Below are 22,164 nucleotides of genomic sequence, written 5' to 3' on the forward strand. Positions count from 1 at the left end.
CTTGTTTGGGCCAGAATGACAAGACACACGGCGGCTACGCAAGTTTTTTCTTGCCACGGCGCGTCGTGTCATTCCATGATATGAACCGAAAGCCACGGGAGGGTGGCGCGTTCAGGGAGGGATTGCGATGTCACGGATGGGATGGGGACGGCTGGCCTTGGCCACGGCCTTGGTGTCGACGATGGGCGTGGGCACCGCGCTGGCCGAGACGCTGCGCCTGTCGCACAACACCGGCGACGGCACCACCTGGCACAAGGGCGCCGAGCGCTTCGGCGAACTGCTGGCCGAACGCTCGGATGGCGAGATGTCGCTGCGCGTCTTCCCAAACGCCCAGCTGGCCGGTGGCGACCAGATGCGTCAGGCCGACATGGTGGGCCGGGGCGCGCTCGACTTCGTGATGACCTCGGCCATCAACGTGACGCCCTTGGTGCAGGAGATGGCGGTCTTCTCGCTGCCCTACATGTATGAGAATTACGATCAGGTCGACGCCACCACCGCCGAGGGCGGCCCGGCCGAGGCGCTGCGCGAGATCCTGCGCGAGAAGGGGATCGAGGTTCTGGCCTGGGGCGAGAACGGCTTTCGCGAGGTCACCAACAACACCCGCCCGATCCGCAGCCCCGCCGACATGGCCGGCCTCAACATGCGCGTTGCCGGGCCGATGTATATCGACGTGATGAACGCGCTTGGCGCCAATCCCCAGCAGATGCAATGGACCGAGACGCTGACCGCGTTGCAGCAAGGCGTCGTGGACGGGCAAGAGAACCCGATCGGCGCCGTCATCATCCCGCAGCAGGTCTACGAGGTGCAGAAGTATCTGACGACCTGGCATTATTCCTACGATCCGATCTTCCTCGGCATCTCGAAGGCCAAGTTCGACGCCTATGACGCCGAGACGCAGGGCATGCTGCGCGAGGTCGCCGCCGAAGCGATGGAGTATCAGCGCCAGATCACCCGCGAGGGCACCGAGACCGGCGTTGCCTTCCTGCGCGAGAAGGGGATGGAGGTCTACGAGCCGACGCCCGAGGAACTCGCCGCCTTCCGCGAGGCGACGCAGCCCGCCTTCGACCAATGGGCCCAGCAAGTCGGCCCCGAGCTGGTCGCCTCGTTCCAGGACGCGATCGCCGAGGCGGTCGCTCAGGCGAACTGAACCGGGGGGCCAAGCGCCCCCATCCCCCGCCGGAGATGCGAATGCTGTCCTTCCTGTCGCGCGAGGCCGAGCGGCTGATCTGCGCCATCCTGTTCCTAGGCATGACCCTTCTGGGCTTCGTGAACGTGGTCGTGCGCTATGCCACGAACTACTCGCTCGCTTCGTCCGAGGAACTGCTGACCAACGGGTTCCTGCTGCTGACCGTCTTCGGCGCCGCCATCGCGGCGCGGCAGGGCCAGCATCTGGCGGTCACGGCAGTCGTTTCGATGCTGCCGCGCCGGGCGGGGCAGGCGGTCGTCGTGCTGTCGGTGATCGCCTCGGTCGGTCTGCTGGTCGCCTCGGCCTGGCTGGCCTGGGGGGCGCTGACGGTGCTCTATCGCAACGGCCTCACCTCCTACGCGCTGCGGATTCCGGTCTGGTATTACCAAGCGGCGCTGCCCTTCGCCTTCCTCCTGATCGCCTGGCGCTACGTCCAGCACGCGGCCGACGAGTTCCGGCAGGCGCAGGCCGATCATGCCTGAGCTGGGTCCCGGCACGCAGATGATCGTGCTGTTCTTCCTGCTGCTGGCGCTGCGCGTGCCGGTGGCCTTCTCGCTTGGGCTGTCGGCGCTTTACGCGATGTGGCGGATGGGCTTCGGACTGGATCTGGCGGGCGATCTGATCACGGCAGGGGTGGCCCGCTATTCGCTGCTGGCGATCCCGTTCTTCATCCTGGCCGGGGCACTGATGGGTAGCACCGGCATTGCCGAGCGAATGATCCGCTTCTTTCGCGTGCTGGTGGGCGGGCTGCCCGGCGGCATGGGGGTGGTGGGCACGGTCGTGTGCCTCTTCTGGGGCGCGGTCAGCGGGTCTGGCCCGGCCTCGGTCGCGGCGATCGGGCCGATGATCATAAAGGGGATGGAGGAGGACGGCTACACCCGCGCCCATGCCGCGGGGCTGGTCAGCGCCGGGGCGGCGCTGTCGATCGTCATCCCGCCTTCGATCGGGCTGGTCCTGTTCGGGGTCATCGCCGAGGTCTCGATCTCGCAGCTGTTTCTGGCCGCGATCATTCCGGGGCTGTTCATGGGGCTGACGATGCTGGCCGTGCTGCCCTTCATCGCCCCCAAGGGCGCAGGCCCAGCGCTCGGCCGCCTGATCCCTGATTCCCATGCCGGCCTGCCCTATGGCGCGCGCCTGTGGCGCAGCTTCAAGGATAGCTTCTGGGGGCTGATGACGCCGGTCGTGATCCTGGGCGGGATCTATTCGGGCGTCTTCACCCCGACCGAGGCCGCGCTGGTCGCGACCGTCTACGCGCTGCTGGTCGGCGGGCTGATCTATCGCAGCCTGTCGATCCGCGCGCTCTACGACACGCTGGCCGATGCGGCGGCCTCCTCGGCGACGGTGATGCTGATCGTGGCCTATGCGGGGCTCTTCGGATGGGTCATCACGGTCGAGGATCTGGTCGGCACCTATTCCAGCGGGCTTCTGGCGCTGTCGGACAATCAATGGGTGATCCTGTTGGTCATCATGCTGATCCTGCTGGTCGCGGGCATGTTCATGGACGCGATCACGGTCATGTTCATCACGCTGCCCATCGTGCTGCCGGTGATGCACGAGCTGGGCTGGGACCCAGTCTGGTTCGGGGTCGTGGTGATGATCAATCTTGCCATTGGGCTGATCACGCCGCCGGTGGGGGTGAACCTCTTCGTCGCCGCCAATGTCTCGCGCCTGCCGATCGAGCGGGTGGCGCGCGGCGCCCTACCCTTCCTGGTGGCGACGCTGGTCGGGCTGGCGGTCGTCGCGGCCCTGCCGCAGATGTCCCTGTGGCTGATCGGCGTGCTGAAATGAGATTGCGAAAGGAGCTGCCATGACCGAACGGACCGCCATCGTCACCGGAGCCGCACGCGGCATCGGCCTTGCGACCGCCCGGCTGCTGGCGTCGCGCGGCTGGCGCGTCATGCTGGCCGATATCGACGGCGAGGAACTGGACCGCGCCGCCCCGGCGCTGCCCGGAGCCCTCGCCGTTGCCTGCGACGTATCGGACCCCGGTCAGGTCGCCGCGATGGTTGCGCAGGCGATCGCGTGGTCGGGCCGCATCGACGCGCTGGTCAACAACGCGGGCGTCGCCGATTTCCGCCCGCTGGCCGAGACCGATCTGGCCGCTTGGCGCCGGATCATGGCGGTCAACCTGGACGGAGTGTTCCTGTGCTCGCAGGCCGCGATCCCGCATCTGGTGCAAAGCCGGGGGGCGATCGTCAACATAGCCTCGATCTCGGGGCTTAGGGCCAGCACGTTGCGGGTGGCCTACGGCACCTCGAAGGCGGCGGTGATCCATCTGACCCGCCAGCAGGCCGCCGAGTTGGGCCAACACGGCGTGCGCGCCAATTGCGTGGCGCCGGGGCCGGTCGACACCAAGCTGGCTCTGGCGGTCCACAGCCCCGCGATCCGCGCCGCCTATCACGACGCGATCCCCCTGAACCGCTACGGGCAAGAGGCGGAGATCGCCGAGGCCATCGCCTTTCTGTGCAGCGATCAGGCCTCCTACATCACCGGTCAGGTGCTGGCGGCGGATGGCGGCTTCGAGGCGACGGGCGTCGGCCTACCGGCCTTGCGCGCGGAGGACTGACGGGAGCCGAGCGCAAGGCTGCGGCCCCCGGCATTGAGCGCGTCGTCGCCGGGGCGCGTGAGGGCGTGGTGGAACCGATCATCGACGGTCGGGAAGGCGAGCTGCGCCATAGCTGGCATTGGGCCCCTTCAGTCTCTCGGCACTGTCGGTCTGGCTGGCTTTGGCACGGCCGGCGGAATGCAGCGACGATGGCCTCCTTCATGTCCGCGCAAGCCTTGGATGGGTCCCGGCTCGTCGTTTGGCATCCGGTGCGTCTCGGCGATCAGAGGTCCTTGACCAGCCGCAGGGCGTCGTAGATGGCGGCATGTGTGTTGCGGGCAGCCACCGCGTCGCCGACCCGCCACAGGCGGAACGAAGCGTCCGGCCAACGCGGCTCGGGCTAGGGGGCGCCGGCGATGAGGGCGTCGTAATCGACCTCGCCCAGGTTCTTCGAGTGCGGCTTGAGATCGAAATAGAGATCGTCCAGCGGCCGCGTGCCATGGTTCACCACAACCTAATCGACCAGCCGCTGCCGCGTCACGTCTCCGTAATCGCTGCCGAGCGTGGCGCGCAGCTGGTTTCCTTCGCGCTCTACCGACACGAGCCGCCAGGTGACGGTGAAGGTCACGTCGCTCCGCTGAAGGTTGCGCATGTAGGGCACGAGGTTCATCGCCATCACCTCGGGCGAGAAGCTGCGGTCGGGGGTCACGATCTCGACCGCGGCACCCGTGGCCGCGATCAGGTCCGCCGCCTGAAGCGCGGCGTGATCGCCGGCATCGTCGATGATGAGCACATCCACGTCGGGCTTCACGTCCCCCGACAGGATGTCCCAGGCCGAGCAGACCAGATCGTTGCCCGCCGGTCTGCGTCTCACTCGGCGCGAACCATTGCACACCCAGCCCCTTGCCTCGGGGCTCCGAGAAGCTGGTGACCGGCACCAGACAGCGATGGCCGCACCCGAGCCAGCGGCGCAAGTGCGGACAGGAAAGGTTGCGCACATTCGTCACCCCCGGATCGCGGGCGGTCTTCAGCACTGAAGGCGGTGACGGCATGCCCCACCGCGCCTTGACCAGTTCCCGCCTGTCCTGGCCATGCCGGATGATCGGCGCCATCTGGTCGGGATAGACGCTTCCCGGGGCGACATTGCCCGCCCGGTCGGTCAACCCCTTCACCAAGCGGATCATCGCTTCCTGCGTGGCCGTTATATTGTAGAGGTTGCAGATCGCCGGCCCTCCTGCTGCCGTCCCGATCTTCGGCCCATGCACTTACGGGGTCAATGCCCGGGCGGGGCGCGGGGTCGTCGTAGGCTCGATGACTGCCGGGCGCGATGTGATCGAGGACTGCGTCCATAACGGCGTCTCGCTGTGCCGCGACCTAGTGGCGCTCCTACGCGAGAACCTTGCCCGCCGCCGGGCAATTTCCTGTGGTAACCCTCGCCGCGCCGAGCACGAACATCTGAATTGGGGAAGCTGCACCGCAGCTCCCGCCAGAAGCCGACCGGCAGCATTGGGCGGCTAGCGAATTATCTTTCATTCGCTCGAAGATCGCCCGGGCGATGGGCTGACGGCTGCGCTTACCGCATCCCGCTCAGACGGATCCGCCACGTCGGCCAGCCAGTCGAGAAACACACCCAATCGCCGCAGCCCTGAGGCACGCGTCAGATAAAGCGCGCTGATGGCCAGAGGCGGGATGTCCAGCTGACCCGGAAACAGCTCGACCACGCGGCCCGATGCGATGTCGGCGTCGATCATGAAGTCCGAGAACCGCGCGATGCCCATGCCGCCCAGGACGAACTGCCGAACCGCCTCGCCATTCGCCGCCGTCACCGAGACGCGCGGAGAGACGGGGTCCGCCATGCCGTGAAACCGGAGAACGTTGATATGCGCAGGGGAGGAGAACCGCACCTGCTCCAACGTCGCCAGATCCGCAGGGCGCTCTGGATGCCCCGCCCGCGCAAGATAGTCCGGCGCGGCGACCAGACGCCACTCCGCCCGCCCGAGGGGCCGGTGCAGCAGGTCGCTGTCGGGCAGCGGGCCGAAGCGGATGGCGACATCGGCATGGGCGTCGATCAGATCGACGATGCTGTCGGTCATGTCGACGGTCAGCCCGATCTCGGGGTATAGCGCGTGAAACTTCGCCAGACGCGGGGCGATGACATGCAGCACGAAGGGCACCGGCGCATTGATCCGCAGCGGTCCGCGCGGGGCGCGGGCGCCCGTGGCCAGATCCGACAGCGCCTCGGTCCGCCCCACGATCTCGCGCGCCGCCTCCAGCAGGTCGCGCCCCTCCGGCGTCAGTTCGATCCCACGGGTGGATCGACGCAGCAGCGTCACCTTCAGCCGCGCCTCCAGCCGCGTCACCGTCCGGCTGAGCGTCGAGGGCGCAGCCCCGAGCCGCCTGCCCGCCTCGGCGAACCCCCCGTCCTCGATCACCGCAATGAAGGCGGCGAGGTCCGCCGTCTGCGGCAGGTCGTGCGCCATACGCAAAAGCCCTTTGCAATGCCGGTCGTTCACGCAAAGACTGACAGATGGCATCTCTCCGGTCGAGTTCAATCCATCCGGAGATCCCCATGCCGCTGGCATTATGGGCGCTGACAATCAGCGCATTCGCCGTGGGCACGACCGAGTTCGTCATCGTCGGCCTGCTTCCCACCATCGCCGAAAGCCTCGGCGTGTCGCTTCCTTCGGCCGGCCTCCTGGTCAGCCTCTATGCCCTCGGCGTCACGATCGGCGCGCCCGTCCTGACGGCGCTGACCGGCCGGCTGCCGCGCAAGACGCTGCTCCTGGCGCTGATGGCGCTCTTCATCGCGGGCAACGTCTTCGCCGCGGTCGCCCCCGGCTATGGCAGCCTGATCGTGGCGCGCTTCCTGACCGGGCTTGCCCATGGGGTCTTCTTCGCCATCGCCTCGACCATCGCATCTGGCCTCGTCTCGCGCGAAAGGGAGAGTTCCGCCATCGCCATGGTCTTCCTCGGCCTGACAGTGGCCCTCGTGACTGGCGTGCCCCTGGGCACCTGGATCGGCCAGTCCTTCGGCTGGCAGGCGACCTTCCTCGGCGTCGTCCTTCTCGGCGTGATCGGCCTGATCGCCAGCGCCGTGCTGGTGCCGTCCGATCTGCCGCAGAGCGCCTCGCCCGGCCTTCGGGCACAGGCCCGCGTGCTCACTTCGCCGCGCCTGCTGCTGGTCTATCTGATCACCGCCCTGGGCTATGGCGGCAACTTCATCGCCTTCACCTATCTGGCGCCAATGCTGACCGACGTCACGGGCCTGTCGGCCGGCGCGGTCAGCCTGGTGATCCTGCTCTACGGGGCTTCGGTCGCCGTGGGCAACATCCTGGGCGGCAGGCTGGCCGACCGCATGGGACCGGTCCCGGCGCTGACGGTGATCTTCGCGGGTCTTGCGGTCCTCCTGGCCGCCTTCGGCCTGGCTCTGCCCCATCCCGTCGCCGCTGCCGCGGTCGTGGCTCTCTGGGGCGGCTTCGCCTTCGCCAACGTTCCGCCGCTTCAGGCCTATGTCGTGCAGATCGCGCGGCAGGTCAGCCGGGATGCGGTCGACGTGGCCTCCGGCCTGAACATCGGAGCGTTCAATCTGGGCATCGCCCTGGGGGCGGCCGTGGGCGGGGTCGTGGTGGACCATATGGGCCTCATCGCGGCACCCTTCGTCGGCGCGCTCATCGTCGCAGCGAGCATTGGCCTCATTCGGCTGTCCGGCCGGCTGGAAGAGCCCACAAAAGCCACTGTTGCGGCTTGAGGCTACGAGAGCCGGGCTGTCAGACGAGACAGTCCGGCTCTTCGGGACTAGGTGAGGTCAGCCGAGCTGGTTGCGCTATGCATGAGTGTCAGGTTTGGAAGCGCTAACCCTCAGCGCCTGAAGGCTGCTGAATGGCAGCTTTGGGCCGAAATTGTAAGCGGGTGATCTGATAGGCGATTTGGGTTAGCGATCCTCGTCCTCACCTTCGCCCCATTGATCATCCATAAACGCCTTCAGCTCGGCCGATGTGAGCGCTTGTTCGCTGCCGCGCAATCTTGCCCTTTCCTGTAAGGAAGCGATGCGCGTTGCCAGCGGCTGCTCGTGCTCTGCGTTCGTGTTTTCAGACTTCTGATCGTTTCTTCCCATGCTACTGGCCCCATGATTGGTGCGGCGACATTAGCAGACAGCTATCCTAGATAGAGACTTCGGTTGGAGGCGCGAGCGAAAACTCTTCGAGCCTTACGACAGCCTTGCTGCCGCAAAGGAAGAATAGTGGCCACTTGAGGAAGACTTCAGTGGCAATCAACAATCGGGTGGCAGGTGTCAGATAGTCCTGCCTTCAGCGGTGGGAAAAATTGCTTGAAAACAATGGGGCCTGTTTCCGATGCAAAGGCGGGCCTGCCTTTCCTGTCACAAAGGTCTGCCTCTGATGGGCCGCAGCCCAATCTCTGGCCCGTGGTCCGAACTGGTCCGACATGTCGTGGCGCTCCTTCCTGTTCCGCCAGTGGCGAAGCCATCGCTGCTTTTCACTTTGGATGACTTCATGTCATCCGAAGGGCAAAGCAGGGTGGGCGCAGCCCGACCTGCGGCCGGACGGCGATCAGACACACGGGGCCGGAGCGGTGAAATTGGGAGGGGCCCGCGCCCTGGCGTGGGAGGAACCGGATTTCTCCGTGGAGGCTGACGCGCAGCGGCACCAGAGCCCGTGTTCGGATCGCCGGCCGGATGGCAGGCGGAAAAAGAAATGAAAGATCGTCAGCCGTGCCAGAGCGAAGCGGAGGCGCGGCTGTCTCCTAGATCAGCAATCGCGGTGCCCGCGATCACCATATCTCTGAGAAGCAGTCTTTAGACTTTAGGGTGCCGGCTAGTGCTAATGTCTGAAGTTTCGCTTCTTTGATAGGCGCTGAGCTCATCGCCGAAAACGCCTGCGTTTTCAAAATGCCGCCTAAGCTGCTGACCAAAGCCTCCGGTTTTGCTCGCGGTGTAGGCGCTTGTCAGGATTGCCCGCACTTCGGCTTCAAGGCTCCGGCCATTACTCCGTGCGCGTTCGCGCAGGTGATCGTGCACGTGGTCCGGGATTCTTCGAACAGTCATGTTACCCATTGGAAAACGCTCTTCTGCTTGCCTTTACGTTCGAGACGGTGGACGCGCTTAAAGCTGGCACATCGGCGCGCTTGAAGATCATGTTACAGCGGCTGTCCAAATCAAGTGGCTGAACACCGCGATCGGTTTGCAGGATGGCTTCTGCCCCAGGTAGGCGACCGGACTGCGACGCCAGATCGACGACCGTGATGTATTCGGCGGCAAACGTCTCGATCGAGCTGATCGAGACGTAGCGACGGTTTCGTGCGCTTCGTTCTTCACGGACCGTGCGGGGCTCCAGAATTCCTCGGTCGAGAAGGCTTCGGACGGTCCTCACGCTGATACCCAGGACCTTTGCTGCATCGGCCGGCCTCAGAACGCCATCTTGCGCCCGGTAAATCTCCTGCTGAAGGTCAGGCACGGAAACTCTGAAATCCCGGAAGCGCGCAGCCTTTGTCTCATTCGCGAATAGAGGAACCCGATGGTCGAGAATGATCCGGGTCACTCGGTCTGTCGGTACGCTGAGCCATCTCGACGCTGTTGGAATGTCGAGATGCTGTTCTGAGGGAGTTTTACTAGCGGCCAGACTCCGCAGCCGCCCGAGGAACGCCTCCAGATCCCGAGGGTGATACAGAGGCGCAGCGTTGTGGTCCGGGTAGTATTTTGGGATCAGCCCTCGGTCGGTGAATTTCGTGATCATCATCCGATCGATGCCGACGCGATGTGCGGCCTCCGTCGCATTCAGCAGGGCGTCGACCTCCGTGACGATGCCGCGGACGACATCGGCCGGCGCATACTCGTTCAGGACAAACCGCTTGCTCACGCTGCTGCGCTGCGCCAGGCCAATCGCTGACAGCCGCCTCCCGAGCTTCCAGCCGGATATGCCGAAGGTGTTGCGTGCCGTTGCGAGTGAGTGCACATACTGCTCCGGGCAGGGCTGCCCCAGCACGACCTGGCCCTTCGCGATGGGGAAGTTGCGAAATACGAACTCCCGGACGATGTCGCGGATGATATCAAAATCCGGATCATCGTCACGGTAGCGCAGCCACTCGAAGAACACGCGAAAGCGGGTCCGGTAAAGCGTGTTATCGAGTGGCTGCGCTATCTGAATATTCTTGAGCCTGGCGCGAAACGCATCCGGCCCCTCGCGCAACACCCGAAACCCCGCCGTTCCGGCAGCTGCCCATTCAGCCGGCGCAACCAGATCGCGCTTGGCATCCGCCCCATGGGTGAGGAGGAGGCCGAACCCCTCGCAGGTCTGCGCCGCGACATGAAATGGCAAGCGGCCCAGCCAACCTTCTCCTGCACCTGTCTGAACCCGCTGACGCAGGTATCGCTCCAGTTCCAGATCATCAGCCCTTGCAGGGGCCGGTGCGACCGGAACGTACTCCTCAAGCATCCGCATGATGTCGAAGGTGTCATTGCCATTCTGACGTGGTGGTAGTGGAACAAGATAGCAGCCATGAACCGGACAGGTCCGAACAGAGGTCAGTTGCCACAGGCCATGATGGCCTGAATGATATACATGGAGGCCGGCCTTAAGACAGGCCGGGCAGCTTCGCAGTGAGGTGCGGCTGAAAGCGGTGAACTTGATCCGCTCCTTGCCAAGGCGGAACCATCCCGGCTCGATGAGCTGGGGGGTGCCCTTCTGAAGACACCCAGGATTAACGCCGGCGAGTGCCGCGAGACGCGCAACCTCGTGGGGATCGCCATTCGCCAAGGCAAAATAGTCGATGCCGACATCGGAACAGAAGGTGATGAGTCGCTGCACCCCGTTCCGGCGCGCAAGACGGGAGCCTAATGAGGTGGCGGACTCGCCGGGCACCATATCGACGGTCAGAGGAAGGCGTGCGAGCCTGCCAAACATTAGCGCTTCTCCCGCGTAAAAACCTGTCGCGCATCAATCCGCACATAGTCGGGAATGATGAACGGGTTGAACGTGTCGTCACAGGACGTGCGGAGGTGATATGCATGGGCGAAATGAGCACGGGTCAGCTGGGGTGCACGGGCCAGATACGCCTGCTCGACAGCCGCGATGATCAACTCGATGACTAGGCCGAACTGGTTTGCGGCAGCGTGGATCAGCCGCTCCCCGTGCGCGAGCTCGAGACTGTCCGGGCCGGGCGCAAGCTCTGCCTTTCTGCAGTAGCTTTCGATCAGGTCTAGGACATCGTTTGCATGCGCGACCGACGACAGGCTCTCGAAATGCACCGTATCCATGCGCCTGGCCAGCTGCGGATCATGATTCAGAATGTCCTCGAGCTCCGGCGTGCCCGAAAGAATGATGCCGACCGGCCATTCCGGGTCTGTCATCAGCGTCTTGAGCATGGAAGCAACTGAGTTGAGTTCATGCCGCGTTCCCCGAGATGCCAGATCCTGAGCCTCGTCCAGATGGACGAAGAGGACTTTCCGCTCCTTCAGGTGATGCCGCACCAGGTCCCAGATGTACCAGGCCTGCCGTTCGGAACTGATCTGGTAGCCGAGGGCCCGCAGTAGAGTCTGGCCGACGAACTTCAGCGTCGCCGGTGCCGGCACCCTGATACTGACGATCGAAAAATCCTCATGACCGGATCGCTCAAGCCATTTGCGGCTCCGCACCATGAGCTGAACCATCGCTGATGTCTTCCCTGCACCGGACGGGCCCGAAAGGGCCAGTCCATGCGCTTCGCTGGTCTGTCGCGCCTCGCAATCGGCCAGCGGCTTCTCGATCAGGAGGGAGAAGCGAGCCTCAAGCGGCTCAAAACGGTCGTGGTGGATGAAGTGCCCGCGCAGAAGCGCGATCCTCCGGGCGGTATATTTGATCCGGTCACTGCTCATCGTCGAACCTCCAACGGTTTTTGCGCGTACGCTCCTGTGCCGGCGACTCGGAACTGCTTTTGGGCAGGTCCGGCGGCATGGGCATTCGCGGCGTGATATGAATGCCGTCGGCTAGGGGATCGGCAGACGGAGTCATGTGCCCAAGCCGCTCCGCATCGGATCGGACGGGATACTGCAGGGCGGCCTGATGGCGCTCCACGTCCAAGTCGGTGACATGGAACGGGGTCAGCTCCCTCAGCGCGAACGCGCGGCGGTTGATGTCCGAGATCCGTTCGATGGCCCTGCGGACTTTCGGCGCGTCGAGTTCGGCATCTTTCCGATGCTTGCTGCGCAAGGTCCGGGTCGCCTCCTGCATCAGATCGTAACTGACACCGTCAAAGCCAGTTTGGTTCGCGATAGCGGGATGCCAAGTGGCGCCCACCTTCACGGCAATCCAGCCCATGTCCCGCAGATCCGCGCGTATCTCTACGCTTCGCTGCGGGGAGTGCAGGAACGCCTCCCGCAGCGCCTCGCAGCTGTAGGTCAGCCCCGAAAGCAAGACCCCGTCGCCCCGCAGCTTGCGCTTAAGAGGCCTGCCAAATGCGCGGCGCAGCGTCAGGCCGTCCGGGACCGGAGGTGTTCCATACTTGGCCACCAGTCGCCCCCAAGCCTCGTTGGGGGTTTCTCCCCAAGTGAGCCGTGCCCTTGGTTGTGATAGATGTCGACGACATAGGTCAGCAGGATAGTGATCAGATCGTCGTCGCAGAGGCAGGCCAATTGCTCTGACGGATAATCGCCACGCTGGATCGTGTCGAAGAACGTCCTTCCGGCCAGCAAGGGCATCAGTTGGTGGCCATACGTCCGAAAGAACGTTTCGATATGGCCACGAAGCCATGGCTTCCCGGCAGGCGGCAGAAGCGTAGTAGCGCCGAGGGACAAGACAGCGCCCTGGAAGTCATCGGACGTGAATGCCGTCCCCTGGTCGGTGACCAGTGCCTGCACCCCGCCATGATGATGCCATGTGCTTTCGCATCCGGCCGACCGCGCCATTGGCGTCTTGGCGATGAAGATGTCCCGCAGCGCCCTGACCGCATCGCTGGAGTTCGGTGTCTCGGCCAGGCGCATGGAGAGGATGCATCTCGTTGCGCAGTCGATCGCGACATAGAGCCAACGCCGACCGGCCTCGAACCGCTCCTGCCGCTCGGGCGGAAGATGATCCCAGATGCCCGACAGCGTCAGGAGCGAGATCACATCGAGGCGGTTCTCGTCCATCTCGACACGCTCAAGCGGCTGCGTCACGTCCACCCCTGTCTCAAAAAGCGTGAACTTGGCGTTCGCGGCCGCCGTGCCATAGCGCTTGGCATGGACGTAATACGGATCCGCAAGACCCAAACGCCGTCTGAGACTGGCAGCAGACGGGACGACAAGCGTGGGGGCTCCAGCAGCCGCCCTGCGCTTGCTCTCGCGGACGAACAGCTGCCGCGTGTCAGCCACCGCCGCTGCCTTGGTGGGCCGTTGCGTAACGGCGTAGATCTCGATGACCTGGTTCATCAAGGCTTCCGAGTGATGACACCATCGCGGGATGCGATTGCCGCAGCGATGAGTTTCCGGAATTAAGGCAACGGCGGAATATCCGGCTCCCTCATAGTCGCGCACCCACTGGAATGCCGTGCGGCTCCCCGGAAGCTGGCGCATGATGATTTCGGCACCCGGTCGGGCCAGCTTTGCCGCCGCCATGCCCTCGCCGACCCGCCGCTCCACCTCGCAGGAAAGCTTGGCACGGCCCTCAGCGTAGCCTGCATGAGTCCGATTGATTTCCCCGGCTGCCTCAAAGGCCAGAAAGGCATCACAGACCGCTCTGCGCCAGATGACCAGCCGCCGAACATCTTGTGCAAGCCCATTGATGATATCGGTCGGCTTACGACCGCGCAGGTCCTGCTTGGCGCGATCAAAATAGCCGGCGATATAGGCGGTGTCGGGTTGTCGCAGCAGGTCCGCCAGTTCCTCATGCGTCAGGCGTTCCGTGATGCCCGGCTGACCGAGCCGCTCGAAGAGGCCGCCCTTGTCGTCGATTTCCAACGGGCGCATGGCAACGCCAGCGGCGGTGATCAGGTCAGACTTCGAGAACCGGAAACGGATTGTCATGCTGCCACCTCCGTAAAAGGTGGGCGCGACCGGGCCAGCTGGCGTGCGGCCTCGGCAGCTGCACGGCGATCGAGGTGCTGATCCGTGATCAGCATGACGCGGTCCGCAAATTGCTTCGGCGTTGCGGCGGCAACTCGCTCCAGCTCAGAGACGAAGTTCTGCTGGATTACCCTCTGCATCGGCTTGATAGCCACAGCAACACGTTCTCCCCCTGTCGTAGTGACCAGGAAGTCGAAGACGTGCTTCGCTGGCAGCCCGCTGGCGTCGGCGTATTGCACCGCCGTCGGCTGGTCCCAGATATGGTGGATGTCAGTGCGCACCAGCATCAGGCAGAGGAACGCGTATTCAAGCGCGCTCTCAAACTGGATGATGCGCGGACGCTCAAAGCCCGGCAGCTTCACGACAAGCGCTCCGCGTAGACTGGCCTTGGAACGGCGCGAGATGGCCCGCGTCGCGTGGCTTGGCTCAGGGCCGATGTAGATCAGGTTCTGTTTCATGATGTTCCGGTCACGCTGCCAGTCACACCGGACCGGGCAGTCATGATCCCCCTTTTCTGTGGATGTGTTGAACAGCCCTGCCGGACGACCGCCCGGCAGGTTGACTTTTTGTTCGACTCGGGGGATAACTTTGGTGTCGGGTCTCAATCGACATCTAAGAGGGGCGATCCTGTTACCAGCAGGTGCCCCTTTTTCATGTCCCGTTGTCAGCTACTTTCGGCTGATCGACCCTCCTGTGAGATGTAGCGGTCCGGAAAGAGCTCCTCTGGGGTCGTGCCGAGCTGTTCCGCGATCTCTCGCTGCACGCGATGCGATCGTCGATATCCCTGGCTGACCACTGTGACGCTGCTTTGGGAAATGCCGAGTAGCCGGGCGATCTTCGCCATCGAAGATCCCGTCAGCCGAAGCCGACACTTGAGAAGCTCGTGGTGTTCGAGATTGACCTTCATGGGCTGCTGCAAGTCCTTGGTCCGCGTAGTTGCTCTCTGCTCAGAGATTCGAAAAACGAATCACATGGCAACCATTTCCGTCATTCGGCTTGCACTTCATTCACTTTGGCCCGTGCGGGACCGGGCCAAAGTGAGAGGCGGGGGCCAAAGTCACGAAAAATCTTGGCGTATGGTGAGAAGCAAGACACGATTGTGGAGCTTACAAGCAAGATGGACCAACGACGTGACCGCGGAGCAATTCCCCGAAAACGCTGCACCTGATCCGGTGATGGAAGATCGGGCCGAAGGCTCCTTAGCCGCATTGCCGCGGCACTCCTCTACCGATGCAGTGATCGATGAGACACAGGCGACACGTTCGGACAAAAGCGACTGCGGCCAAGTTTCGCCGCTGCAAAACCTAAGACGACGTCGGAGAGTTCTTTCAGCCGAAGAGCTGGCCAGTATTGCATCCGATTTTGAAAATGCGTGGCAGCAGATAAGTTTCTCCAAGAAATCGCCGGGGCTTCATAGCAGCTTAACTATGCAGCAAAGAGGCCACGTCTCACGAGAAATTCCTGAGGCAGAGGAAGTCTGCAAGCTTTACAATGATCTGGGATCACTGGTGCAATTTGCAAACCTCTTTATCCTTGACCGCAATGGGGCAATAAAGGCGCTTTCGGCTGCCGGAATCGATATTTATGAAGACGTAGGGCGTGACTGGGACGACCATCATTCATTCAGAGAACTCAGCAGACGGCACGGTGTAACGCGCGATACAATCTCTCGATGGATCAAAATAACCGGCCGGGAAGTGCCACCCCGGAATAGCAAAAAGAAATATAAAATCGATCTGATCGTCAAAGCTTACGGCGAGAAGTCAACAACCAATTATGCCGCAAAGTCAGCCGGTGTTCACTGGCAAACTGCGCAACGTGCCTTAAAGAAGTAACGAACCTGTTGAATAACCGCGCTTTGGACAAGATCCTTCCAAGGCATTGTTCTACACTAGTTGTGACGACGTTCAGTTAGGGCCACAGACAAATGGGTGTAAATAGGTCATGAGCTGTTTAGAATGTCGTAAACCATCGGCAAAATCACCTGAACACCCTGATGATAGGCCCCTCGGCCGTAACTGGACATTGGCATGTCAAGCCCGCGAGCTAACTTCCTGATTGAGATTACTGGAGAGAAAATCCCGGTCAGGGAAGGCTCTCTATTGCATGAGGGCTTCATTGCTCTGCGATCGTGCCACGGGAAACGCTATCAGGAGTTTCGTGATCAAGCGGGCGGAGCCAAAGGCTCTAAATCCCGCCGATACTTCCCGTCCGCGGTACTGAACAAGGCAGAGCAAACAGGCTTCGCGCGACTTCTCTCTCACGGCGGAGCAACACGCACAGACAACCCTAACGCCTCTGCAGGTCGACTGCCCTCGGCAAGGCTGCACGAAGTGACTGCCGAGCATGTGCGCCAAGCCGTTTTTGATACCCTTGATCAGGGATGGTCGTCACCCTTTACGGACTCACGCTCGTTCGACCTGATAACGGATGACGGCGAACGCCTCCCACCTAAGGTCGTTTTCGGGCGTGCCGCGACGCTAGCGCTAGGCTATTCAGTATTGCCGAGCCACTTCTCGGGTGGAGAAGGCACTCCCTGTTTCAGAGTTCTTCGAAGGGCCGGTTATGCCGTTGTTCCGAAGGATCAGGAACTGCCTGTTATTCTAGAATTCACGGCTGAAGATCTGACGTGATCGGAGGGAAGTCAGCAACTGGTCCACCACCTCCGCCGCGAGCGGGCACGGGGCGCGGCGCAGGCCAAACGTGACTCATTCCGACAAGAGCACGGAAGGCTCTTCTGCGAAAAATGTAACTTCGATCCGATGGACCATTATGGCGGACCGGAGGGTGAGGCTTGCATTGAGGTTCACCACAATGCCACCACCATTTCGGAAATGACAGCTGGCCATCGCACCAGACTTGCAGACCTTCAGTGCCTCTGCGCGAACTGTCATCGTGTTGTTCATAAGCTCATGAAGATGACGACCTGACCGCATCGAACCAACGGCTTATCCTCAGCATCACGATCGGATTGGAATACTACAAAAGCCCTTCGAAGCGCGTCGCTGCCGTTCTGGTATAGCGTGCCGTGTGCCGGGGATCGCGATGGCCAAGATAATCTTGGATCAGGCGCAGGTCGCGCCCGGCATGGGCCAAGGCATGCCCGCAGGAATTGCGCAGCATGTGCGGATGGACAGCCCCGAGCCCGGCCCGTGCCGCAATGACCGTCACGAGATAGTTGACGGCCTGCCGCGTCAATGTCTGACCGCGCTCGGACAGGAACAGCCAGGACAGGCTGTCCTGCCGTCCGACCAGAAGGCGCCGGATCGCGCGCAACTCATTGCCTGCCAGCGGATGGCTGGTGGCAAGACCGCGCTTCAGGCGGTGAACCCAAAGATGTCCCGCTTTCAGATCAAGATCACTGCGGCGCAACGCAATCAATTCGCTGACCCGTAGCCCATGTCGATACATGAGGAGCAGCATGGCATGATCGCGCGGTCCGTGCCGTCCGGACCGGGCCGCGATCAGCAGCCGCCTCATCTCATCCGGCGTCAGGTAATCGCGCGGGCGCTGATGAGCATCGACGGGTGCGATCCCATCACTCTTGACGAAACGCCGGTTGGCACGCCGCTCAGACATGCGATCCTCCCCCTGCAACTGCTGGCTCCGTCATCCTCAACTCTTGACGAAACGCACCTTCTGTAAAGAGTGCAGCGTCACGATTTCGGACAGGTCTCTTCCAGGGCAAGCCGGTCCTTCAGTGCCTGCAGGATCAGATCCTCGATCTCGCGGACCCGCAGTCCATGTTCCAGAGCGAGGCAACTGACGAGCTGGCTGATCTCCGCGTTCTTGGGGCCGTAGGACGCCCAGTCATCCAGTTCGTGACTTTCTGGATGATGAGCCACTGCAACAGCAGGCTGAGGGTACTGGTGCGCAGGAGGACGATCGGAAATGTGCGGATCGGCGATCCATCCTTCCAATGGGTCTACGACATCCGGCGCGCCAAACCTCGCATCACGCTGCCGCCAAGCCCAAGCAGCCTGAACGGCGCAGAGGAGAGCGTCGAGATGGTCGGCGCCCGGATCGTCGCACAGGTTATCGGGGGCGATGACGTCGAAGCCGTATCGCGCTGGCGCCGCGTCACGAAGAGCATGAAGCAAACTATGGCGAGCCTGCCGCTGATCGGAATTTTGCTTGCTGCGCGTATCGTTCTTGTAGCTACGGCGACCGATAAATTGGCGGGCCAGAACGCCAGGATAGGCCTCAACGACGACACGCTGCGCATCACCGGCATGGAGGTGAGGGATGGTCACGCCTGAAGCAAGAAGACGGGGAGCACCCTCGAAGAACATCAGACCGACAGGCACGCCGTAAAGCTTCTGTGGACTGATCGAGCTCGCCTGCTTGTCGGTTGCACGACGATGCTCTTTATCGCCCGCAGCCCTGTTCTCTTTGTACGCTTCCAATGCTCCGCGAAAGCCGTCGCGGCCAAGCTGGCTCGCGTGTCGAACATATCCCTCCCAGGTCGATGGCCAGCCGGCAGTCTCGACAAAGCGGCGGGCCTGACCGAAAGGAAAATCAACTCCTGCAATCCACGGCCCGGGTTGCGCCAAAGCTGCGTTGAACGCGTCAAAGTCAGACCACTCCTCAAGGGACTGCGTGAGCAGATGATCTCCCTCTAGTGTGCACCGAAGACAAGTAATCGGCTTGCGCCGAGAGGGGCTGCTTGTGAAATCAATGCCGAGAATGTTCATGCAGAGACAGTAGCATGGACGTGTGCCAAAATCGAACTTCCTCTATCGGGCAGACGGTCAAAATCATCCTGTAACGCGAAAAACAGCCTGTGATCGTTCGGTTTGGAACACCCCACTCTGCGTAAAAGGCTAGTTTGAATAGAGCGATGCCTGCAGGTCTTGGAATGCGCCCCGCAAACGCATTCATACTTTAGGGACCACCAGAGGCGTTCGATGAAGATGTTGTCGATGCACCGGCCGTTGCCATCCATCAAGACCCGGGTGCCGACCTGCGGCCGGCCGGCGATCTGACACACGGGGCCGGAGCGGTGAAATTGGGAGGGACCCGCGCGCCCCGCGCGTGGGAGGAACCGGATTTCTCCGTGGAGGCTGACGCGCAGCGGCACCAGAGCCCGTGTTCGGATCGCCGGCCGGATGGCAGGCGGAAAAAAGAAATGAAAGATCGTCAGCGGTGCCAGAGCGAAGCGGAGGCGCGGCTGTCTCCTGGATCAGCGATCGCGGTGCCCGCGATCACCATATCTCTGAAAAGCAGCCTCTCGACTGCCAGGCAGCATCGACGCGAAGAGCCCAAAGCCGCCGCTAGGGCAGCGCCAGGGCATATGCGCAAGGAGCCCAAACCGGACTTTCGATCTGGGCAGCTGGAGTGGGCCAAGGAACCACGGTTTGCAGTTCACCGTTTAGCCCGAAGCCACGTTTGCGCAGCCGAGGGACGTCATGAAGCCGCCGATCCATTACTCGCCCGACCTTGAGACGATCCCCGATGATGAAGCCGATACGATCCAAAGCCTGAAGGCCACTCTCCTGGACATCATGGAGACCACCTCTGAGCATTATGGACACGCGGTGCGCTCGGTTCACGCCAAAAGCCACGGGATCCTCAAGGCGGAACTGACGGTCCTGCCTGATCTCCCGCCGGAATTTGCGCAGGGGATGTTCGCGGTGCCGGGGGTCTATCAGGCAGTGCTGCGTATCTCGACTAATCCGGGAGATATCTTGTCGGACAGCATCTCTGTTCCACGGGGGCTTGCACTGAAAGTGATGGGAGTTGAGGGGGCGAGGCTAAGTGGCGCTGAAGGGAACTCACAGGACTTCGTGATGGTGAATGGTCCCGTCTTCACCGCGCCGAATGCGAAAGCCTTTCTGAAAAGTCTGAAGCTTTTGGCCAAGACGACCGACCGCGCAGAATGGGCAAAAAAGGCGCTGTCTGCGGTGCTGCGCGGCGCTGAGAGGGCGCTAGAGGCCGTTGGGGGAGGGAGTGCCACTCTGCAGACCATGGGGGGAGCACCGAATGTCCACCCGTTGGGTGAGACCTACTACTCTCAGACAGCATTCCGTCATGGCCATCATGTCGCAAAATTTTCGCTGGTCCCGGTGTCGGAAACGCTGACCCGTCACACTGAGGAAATCATCGATACGAAGGGCCGCCCTGATGCACTGCGAGAGGCTGTCGCAGTCGCGGCGGAGGCCGGCGCCTGTGAATGGGAGTTGCGCGTGCAGCTATGCCGCGACGCGGAGGCAATGCCAGTCGAGGACCCTTCGGTCCCTTGGGACGAAGAAGACAGCCCCTTCTTTACCGTGGCGCGTCTGCACGCCAATCCCCAGTCCGGGTGGAGTGAGGCCCGCGCTCAGATTGTGGACGAAAATCTGCGCTTTTCCGTGTGGACCGGTCTGGAAGCGCACCGTCCCTTGGGATCAGTCAATCGGGTTCGTCGCGAAACTTACAAGATGTCGAGCGACTTCCGCAGTCAGTTCAATGGCTGCCCGATCCACGAACCTCAAGCGTTGGATCTGCCGGGCTGACACCATGTGTCTGCTGCAGTGGCACCAACGCAGCCCCCCTAGTAGTCATTTGAACTGCGGGTTCGGATATCTTGCTGCCACGTAACAAATGGCAGATTCGTCCGCAGAGCAGACGGATGACGGCAGCGGTTGAGGGGCAGCTCTGCGGACCAAGCTGCCGTTCGCTGCACCTGCAGCCTAGGTCCTGAAGAAAAGGCTCGGCTGGATGAAAGCGGACTCTCGTAACAGAGTAGGTTGGCTGAAGTTACGAGCCAATTGGGGCTTCGTAGAAGAGCCAAACTGTAAGACCAACGGAGCGGATACCATCCGATGTTGGTATGAGACAAAAGGACTGGCGTAACTTCGGAGCCACTTGTTTAAGACGGCGAATATTGTCGATCAAGTATATGCAGTTCGATTTCAGGAAATTGCGCCTTGAGAAGCTCGAGCGCTTCGAGTGAGGTCAGCTCCAGATAGGCCTGATCGTCGGCCCAGAAGGCCATGTGCGGTTTGGGCGAGAACGAGCGCATATATTCATGCAGATCGTTCATGGTCTTTCGGCTGATCGGGCCGACAGCAATGTTGATGATCATGATGCTTTTCTCATGAAAACTGGTGGACTCGGAAAATTTCGTCGGTTCAGTCATGCCCGGCAGCCGACGCATCGGCTGTAGGTCGGATCGAGTGCCAGGCGCTCGAACGGGACGGACCCACCACAGCTTTCGCAGAACCCGAACTCGCCGCTTTCGATCCGGGCCAAGGCGGCGTTGAGGGATCGAATACGGCCACGGCGCCGGGTCTCGATCGCCGCCGCCATGGCCTGGTTCTGCATCGCGTCCATTCGCGACAGGCGGCCTACGCTCTGCTGGTCCAGCTCGACCGGCTTGCGGCTGGCCGCCGTGTCAGCCGACGCCTGCTGCAACTCTGCTAGTTCCAATCTCAGAAGCGGCGCAAAATAGGCCGCAACATCCTGGGGGCTCAATCGCCTCTCCTTATGACTCGGGGTTTATCCGTCGGGGTGCCTGCGTCCGACTAGCCGGACGCAGGCGCTGTTCAGGGAAGTAGTGTCAGCGATAGAGCAGGACGGGGATCTTGACCGCCTGCACCATGGCCGTGGTGGTCGAGCCGATGATGAGGTTGCGGATACGGCTGTGGCCGTAGGCACCCATCACCAGAAGATCGAAACCTTCCGAGGCCACGATGGCTTGGAGCGCTTCGTCCGGCTCGCCCTCGACGGTGCGTGCCGTCGCGGTCAGGCCGGCCGCGCCCAGAGCGCGGACGGCATCGTCAATGCGCGCACCGATCGGGCCGCTGCCATTGTCGACATGGAGGAGCGTGATCTCCAGACCTTCAAAGACCGCACTTTTTGACATGCGATCGATGGCCTCCATGGCAGACGGGCTGCCGTCATAAGCGACCAGCACCTTGCCGATGGGCTTGAACGCCCGTGAGGCGACAAAGACCGGCACCTTGGAAGCGCGCACGATCCGCTCCAGGTTCGACCCCAGGTGACCAGCTGCAAAATCCGCACCTTCGCCGCGCTTGCCGATGACGATGGCGCGTAGGTCGGGTTCCACCTCCTGTACCGCCTCCAGCAGGTCGCCCTTGCGCAGATGCGGAACGACCGGGCCGACACCGTCGGCTTCAAGGATCTTCTGTGCGTCTTCCAGGATCGCCCGGCCCTTGGCCTGTGCCAGCCGGGCACGGCTTTCATCCGCGGCTGCCAGTTCGTCCAGCAGCGCAGACCGCGCACCAAGGGTCAGGGCCCCGGACAGGTTCTGGGCACTGCCGCTCTCGCGGCGGCCCATCACGTGCATGACATCCACAGTGGCGTTCAGCCGTCCGGCGATCCAGGCGGTATGATGGCAGACGCTCTCCGAATAGGCCGAGCCGTCCAGCAGTGCGAGTATCTTGTTGGTCATCGTCATCT

General features: G+C 62.5%; 22 protein-coding genes and 1 pseudogene. 8 read left to right on the forward strand and 15 right to left on the reverse strand.

What is annotated here, in order from left to right:
* Positions 1–127 precede the first annotated feature (127 nt).
* The 4 genes from SY26_RS10425 to SY26_RS10440 are packed head-to-tail and all read left to right on the forward strand — an operon-like array spanning position 128 to position 3,752.
* A complete protein-coding gene (locus tag SY26_RS10425; protein WP_046000469.1) occupies positions 128–1,147 on the forward strand; it encodes a DctP family TRAP transporter solute-binding subunit in 1,020 nt (339 codons plus the stop codon).
* A 35-nt stretch (positions 1,148–1,182) separates the two neighbouring features.
* Positions 1,183–1,668: a TRAP transporter small permease gene (locus SY26_RS10430; protein ID WP_232303317.1), complete on the forward strand. Its 486-nt coding sequence runs from the start codon at positions 1,183–1,185 to the stop codon at positions 1,666–1,668.
* Positions 1,661–2,974, forward strand: coding sequence for a TRAP transporter large permease (locus SY26_RS10435; RefSeq protein ID WP_046000470.1), 1,314 nt, complete (start codon positions 1,661–1,663; stop codon positions 2,972–2,974). Before SY26_RS10430 ends, SY26_RS10435 begins: the two co-directional genes overlap by 8 nt.
* Positions 2,975–2,993: 19 nt before the next feature.
* The gene (locus tag SY26_RS10440; RefSeq protein ID WP_046000471.1) at positions 2,994–3,752 is read left to right on the forward strand and encodes an SDR family NAD(P)-dependent oxidoreductase; all 759 of its coding nucleotides are present in this window, start codon (positions 2,994–2,996) and stop codon (positions 3,750–3,752) included.
* Positions 3,753–4,014: 262 nt separating this feature from the next.
* On the opposite strand, the pseudogene SY26_RS20505 reads toward SY26_RS10440, so the two are convergent.
* Together SY26_RS20505 and SY26_RS10450 are read right to left on the reverse strand one after the other, a co-directional pair.
* Positions 4,015–4,590, reverse strand: a pseudogene (locus SY26_RS20505) (N-methylproline demethylase); the annotation flags it as partial.
* 670 nt (positions 4,591–5,260) lie between these two features.
* Positions 5,261–6,211: a LysR family transcriptional regulator gene (locus tag SY26_RS10450; RefSeq protein WP_064503557.1), complete on the reverse strand. Its 951-nt coding sequence runs from the start codon at positions 6,209–6,211 to the stop codon at positions 5,261–5,263.
* A 47-nt stretch (positions 6,212–6,258) separates the two neighbouring features.
* On the opposite strand from SY26_RS10450, the gene SY26_RS10455 reads away from it, so the two are divergent.
* Positions 6,259–7,479 carry an MFS transporter gene (locus SY26_RS10455; protein WP_232303318.1) on the forward strand — a complete coding sequence of 407 codons (1,221 nt, stop codon included), beginning with the start codon at positions 6,259–6,261 and terminating at the stop codon, positions 7,477–7,479.
* 183 nt (positions 7,480–7,662) lie between these two features.
* On the opposite strand, the gene SY26_RS21110 is transcribed toward SY26_RS10455, so the two are convergent.
* The 8 genes from SY26_RS21110 to SY26_RS10480 all read right to left on the reverse strand — a co-directional run bounded on the left by SY26_RS21110 (position 7,663) and on the right by SY26_RS10480 (position 14,668).
* Positions 7,663–7,845, reverse strand: coding sequence for a hypothetical protein (locus SY26_RS21110; protein ID WP_157020470.1), 183 nt, complete (start codon positions 7,843–7,845; stop codon positions 7,663–7,665).
* 699 nt (positions 7,846–8,544) lie between these two features.
* Entirely contained in the window at positions 8,545–8,802 is a 258-nt protein-coding gene (locus SY26_RS22185) for an Arc family DNA-binding protein (RefSeq protein WP_084693803.1), read from the reverse strand.
* Positions 8,795–10,648 carry a TniQ family protein gene (locus tag SY26_RS10460; protein ID WP_084693804.1) on the reverse strand — a complete coding sequence of 618 codons (1,854 nt, stop codon included), beginning with the start codon at positions 10,646–10,648 and terminating at the stop codon, positions 8,795–8,797. The genes SY26_RS22185 and SY26_RS10460 overlap by 8 nt, the downstream gene beginning before the upstream one ends.
* The gene (locus SY26_RS10465) at positions 10,648–11,598 is read right to left on the reverse strand and encodes an ATP-binding protein (RefSeq protein WP_046000475.1); all 951 of its coding nucleotides are present in this window, start codon (positions 11,596–11,598) and stop codon (positions 10,648–10,650) included. The genes SY26_RS10460 and SY26_RS10465 overlap by 1 nt, the downstream gene beginning before the upstream one ends.
* On the reverse strand, positions 11,588–12,232 hold the full coding sequence (locus tag SY26_RS21115; protein ID WP_198143148.1) for a Mu transposase C-terminal domain-containing protein: 645 nt from the start codon (positions 12,230–12,232) through the stop codon (positions 11,588–11,590). Before SY26_RS21115 ends, SY26_RS10465 begins: the two co-directional genes overlap by 11 nt.
* Positions 12,193–13,722, reverse strand: a complete 1,530-nt coding sequence (locus tag SY26_RS10470; RefSeq protein WP_052715228.1) for a DDE-type integrase/transposase/recombinase — start codon at positions 13,720–13,722, stop codon at positions 12,193–12,195. The genes SY26_RS21115 and SY26_RS10470 overlap by 40 nt, the downstream gene beginning before the upstream one ends.
* Positions 13,719–14,219 (reverse strand): Tn7 transposase TnsA N-terminal domain-containing protein, encoded by a 501-nt coding sequence (locus SY26_RS10475; protein ID WP_232303319.1) that lies wholly within the window; start codon positions 14,217–14,219, stop codon positions 13,719–13,721. Before SY26_RS10475 ends, SY26_RS10470 begins: the two co-directional genes overlap by 4 nt.
* A gap of 206 nt (positions 14,220–14,425) precedes the next feature.
* Positions 14,426–14,668, reverse strand: a complete 243-nt coding sequence (locus SY26_RS10480; protein ID WP_046000476.1) for a helix-turn-helix domain-containing protein — start codon at positions 14,666–14,668, stop codon at positions 14,426–14,428.
* Positions 14,669–14,891: 223 nt separating this feature from the next.
* Between SY26_RS10480 and SY26_RS21120 the strand changes: the two genes are divergently transcribed.
* Complete coding sequence (locus tag SY26_RS21120) at positions 14,892–15,596, forward strand: helix-turn-helix domain containing protein (protein ID WP_157020472.1); 705 nt, start codon at positions 14,892–14,894, stop codon at positions 15,594–15,596.
* Positions 15,597–15,791: 195 nt separating this feature from the next.
* Entirely contained in the window at positions 15,792–16,394 is a 603-nt protein-coding gene (locus SY26_RS21125) for a hypothetical protein (RefSeq protein WP_157020473.1), read from the forward strand.
* A 346-nt stretch (positions 16,395–16,740) separates the two neighbouring features.
* Here SY26_RS21125 and SY26_RS10485 read toward each other — a convergent pair whose 3' ends face one another.
* Both SY26_RS10485 and SY26_RS20520 read right to left on the reverse strand, forming a co-directional pair.
* Positions 16,741–17,340 carry a tyrosine-type recombinase/integrase gene (locus tag SY26_RS10485; RefSeq protein WP_084693805.1) on the reverse strand — a complete coding sequence of 200 codons (600 nt, stop codon included), beginning with the start codon at positions 17,338–17,340 and terminating at the stop codon, positions 16,741–16,743.
* Between the two features lie 77 nt (positions 17,341–17,417).
* Positions 17,418–18,455, reverse strand: coding sequence for a DUF429 domain-containing protein (locus tag SY26_RS20520; RefSeq protein ID WP_084693806.1), 1,038 nt, complete (start codon positions 18,453–18,455; stop codon positions 17,418–17,420).
* A gap of 714 nt (positions 18,456–19,169) precedes the next feature.
* Here SY26_RS20520 and SY26_RS10495 point away from each other — a divergent pair.
* Positions 19,170–20,255, forward strand: coding sequence for a catalase family protein (locus tag SY26_RS10495; protein ID WP_046000478.1), 1,086 nt, complete (start codon positions 19,170–19,172; stop codon positions 20,253–20,255).
* Between the two features lie 356 nt (positions 20,256–20,611).
* On the opposite strand, the gene SY26_RS10500 is transcribed toward SY26_RS10495, so the two are convergent.
* From SY26_RS10500 to SY26_RS10510, 3 genes are all read right to left on the reverse strand, one after another.
* Positions 20,612–20,827 carry a hypothetical protein gene (locus tag SY26_RS10500; protein WP_046000479.1) on the reverse strand — a complete coding sequence of 72 codons (216 nt, stop codon included), beginning with the start codon at positions 20,825–20,827 and terminating at the stop codon, positions 20,612–20,614.
* 50 nt (positions 20,828–20,877) lie between these two features.
* Complete coding sequence (locus SY26_RS10505) at positions 20,878–21,216, reverse strand: TraR/DksA C4-type zinc finger protein (protein ID WP_046000480.1); 339 nt, start codon at positions 21,214–21,216, stop codon at positions 20,878–20,880.
* Between the two features lie 85 nt (positions 21,217–21,301).
* On the reverse strand, positions 21,302–22,156 hold the full coding sequence (locus tag SY26_RS10510) for a universal stress protein (protein ID WP_157020475.1): 855 nt from the start codon (positions 22,154–22,156) through the stop codon (positions 21,302–21,304).
* Positions 22,157–22,164: the final 8 nt, after the last annotated feature.

Source organism: Paracoccus sp. 228 (assembly GCF_000967825.1).
GTDB lineage: Bacteria > Pseudomonadota > Alphaproteobacteria > Rhodobacterales > Rhodobacteraceae > Paracoccus > Paracoccus marcusii.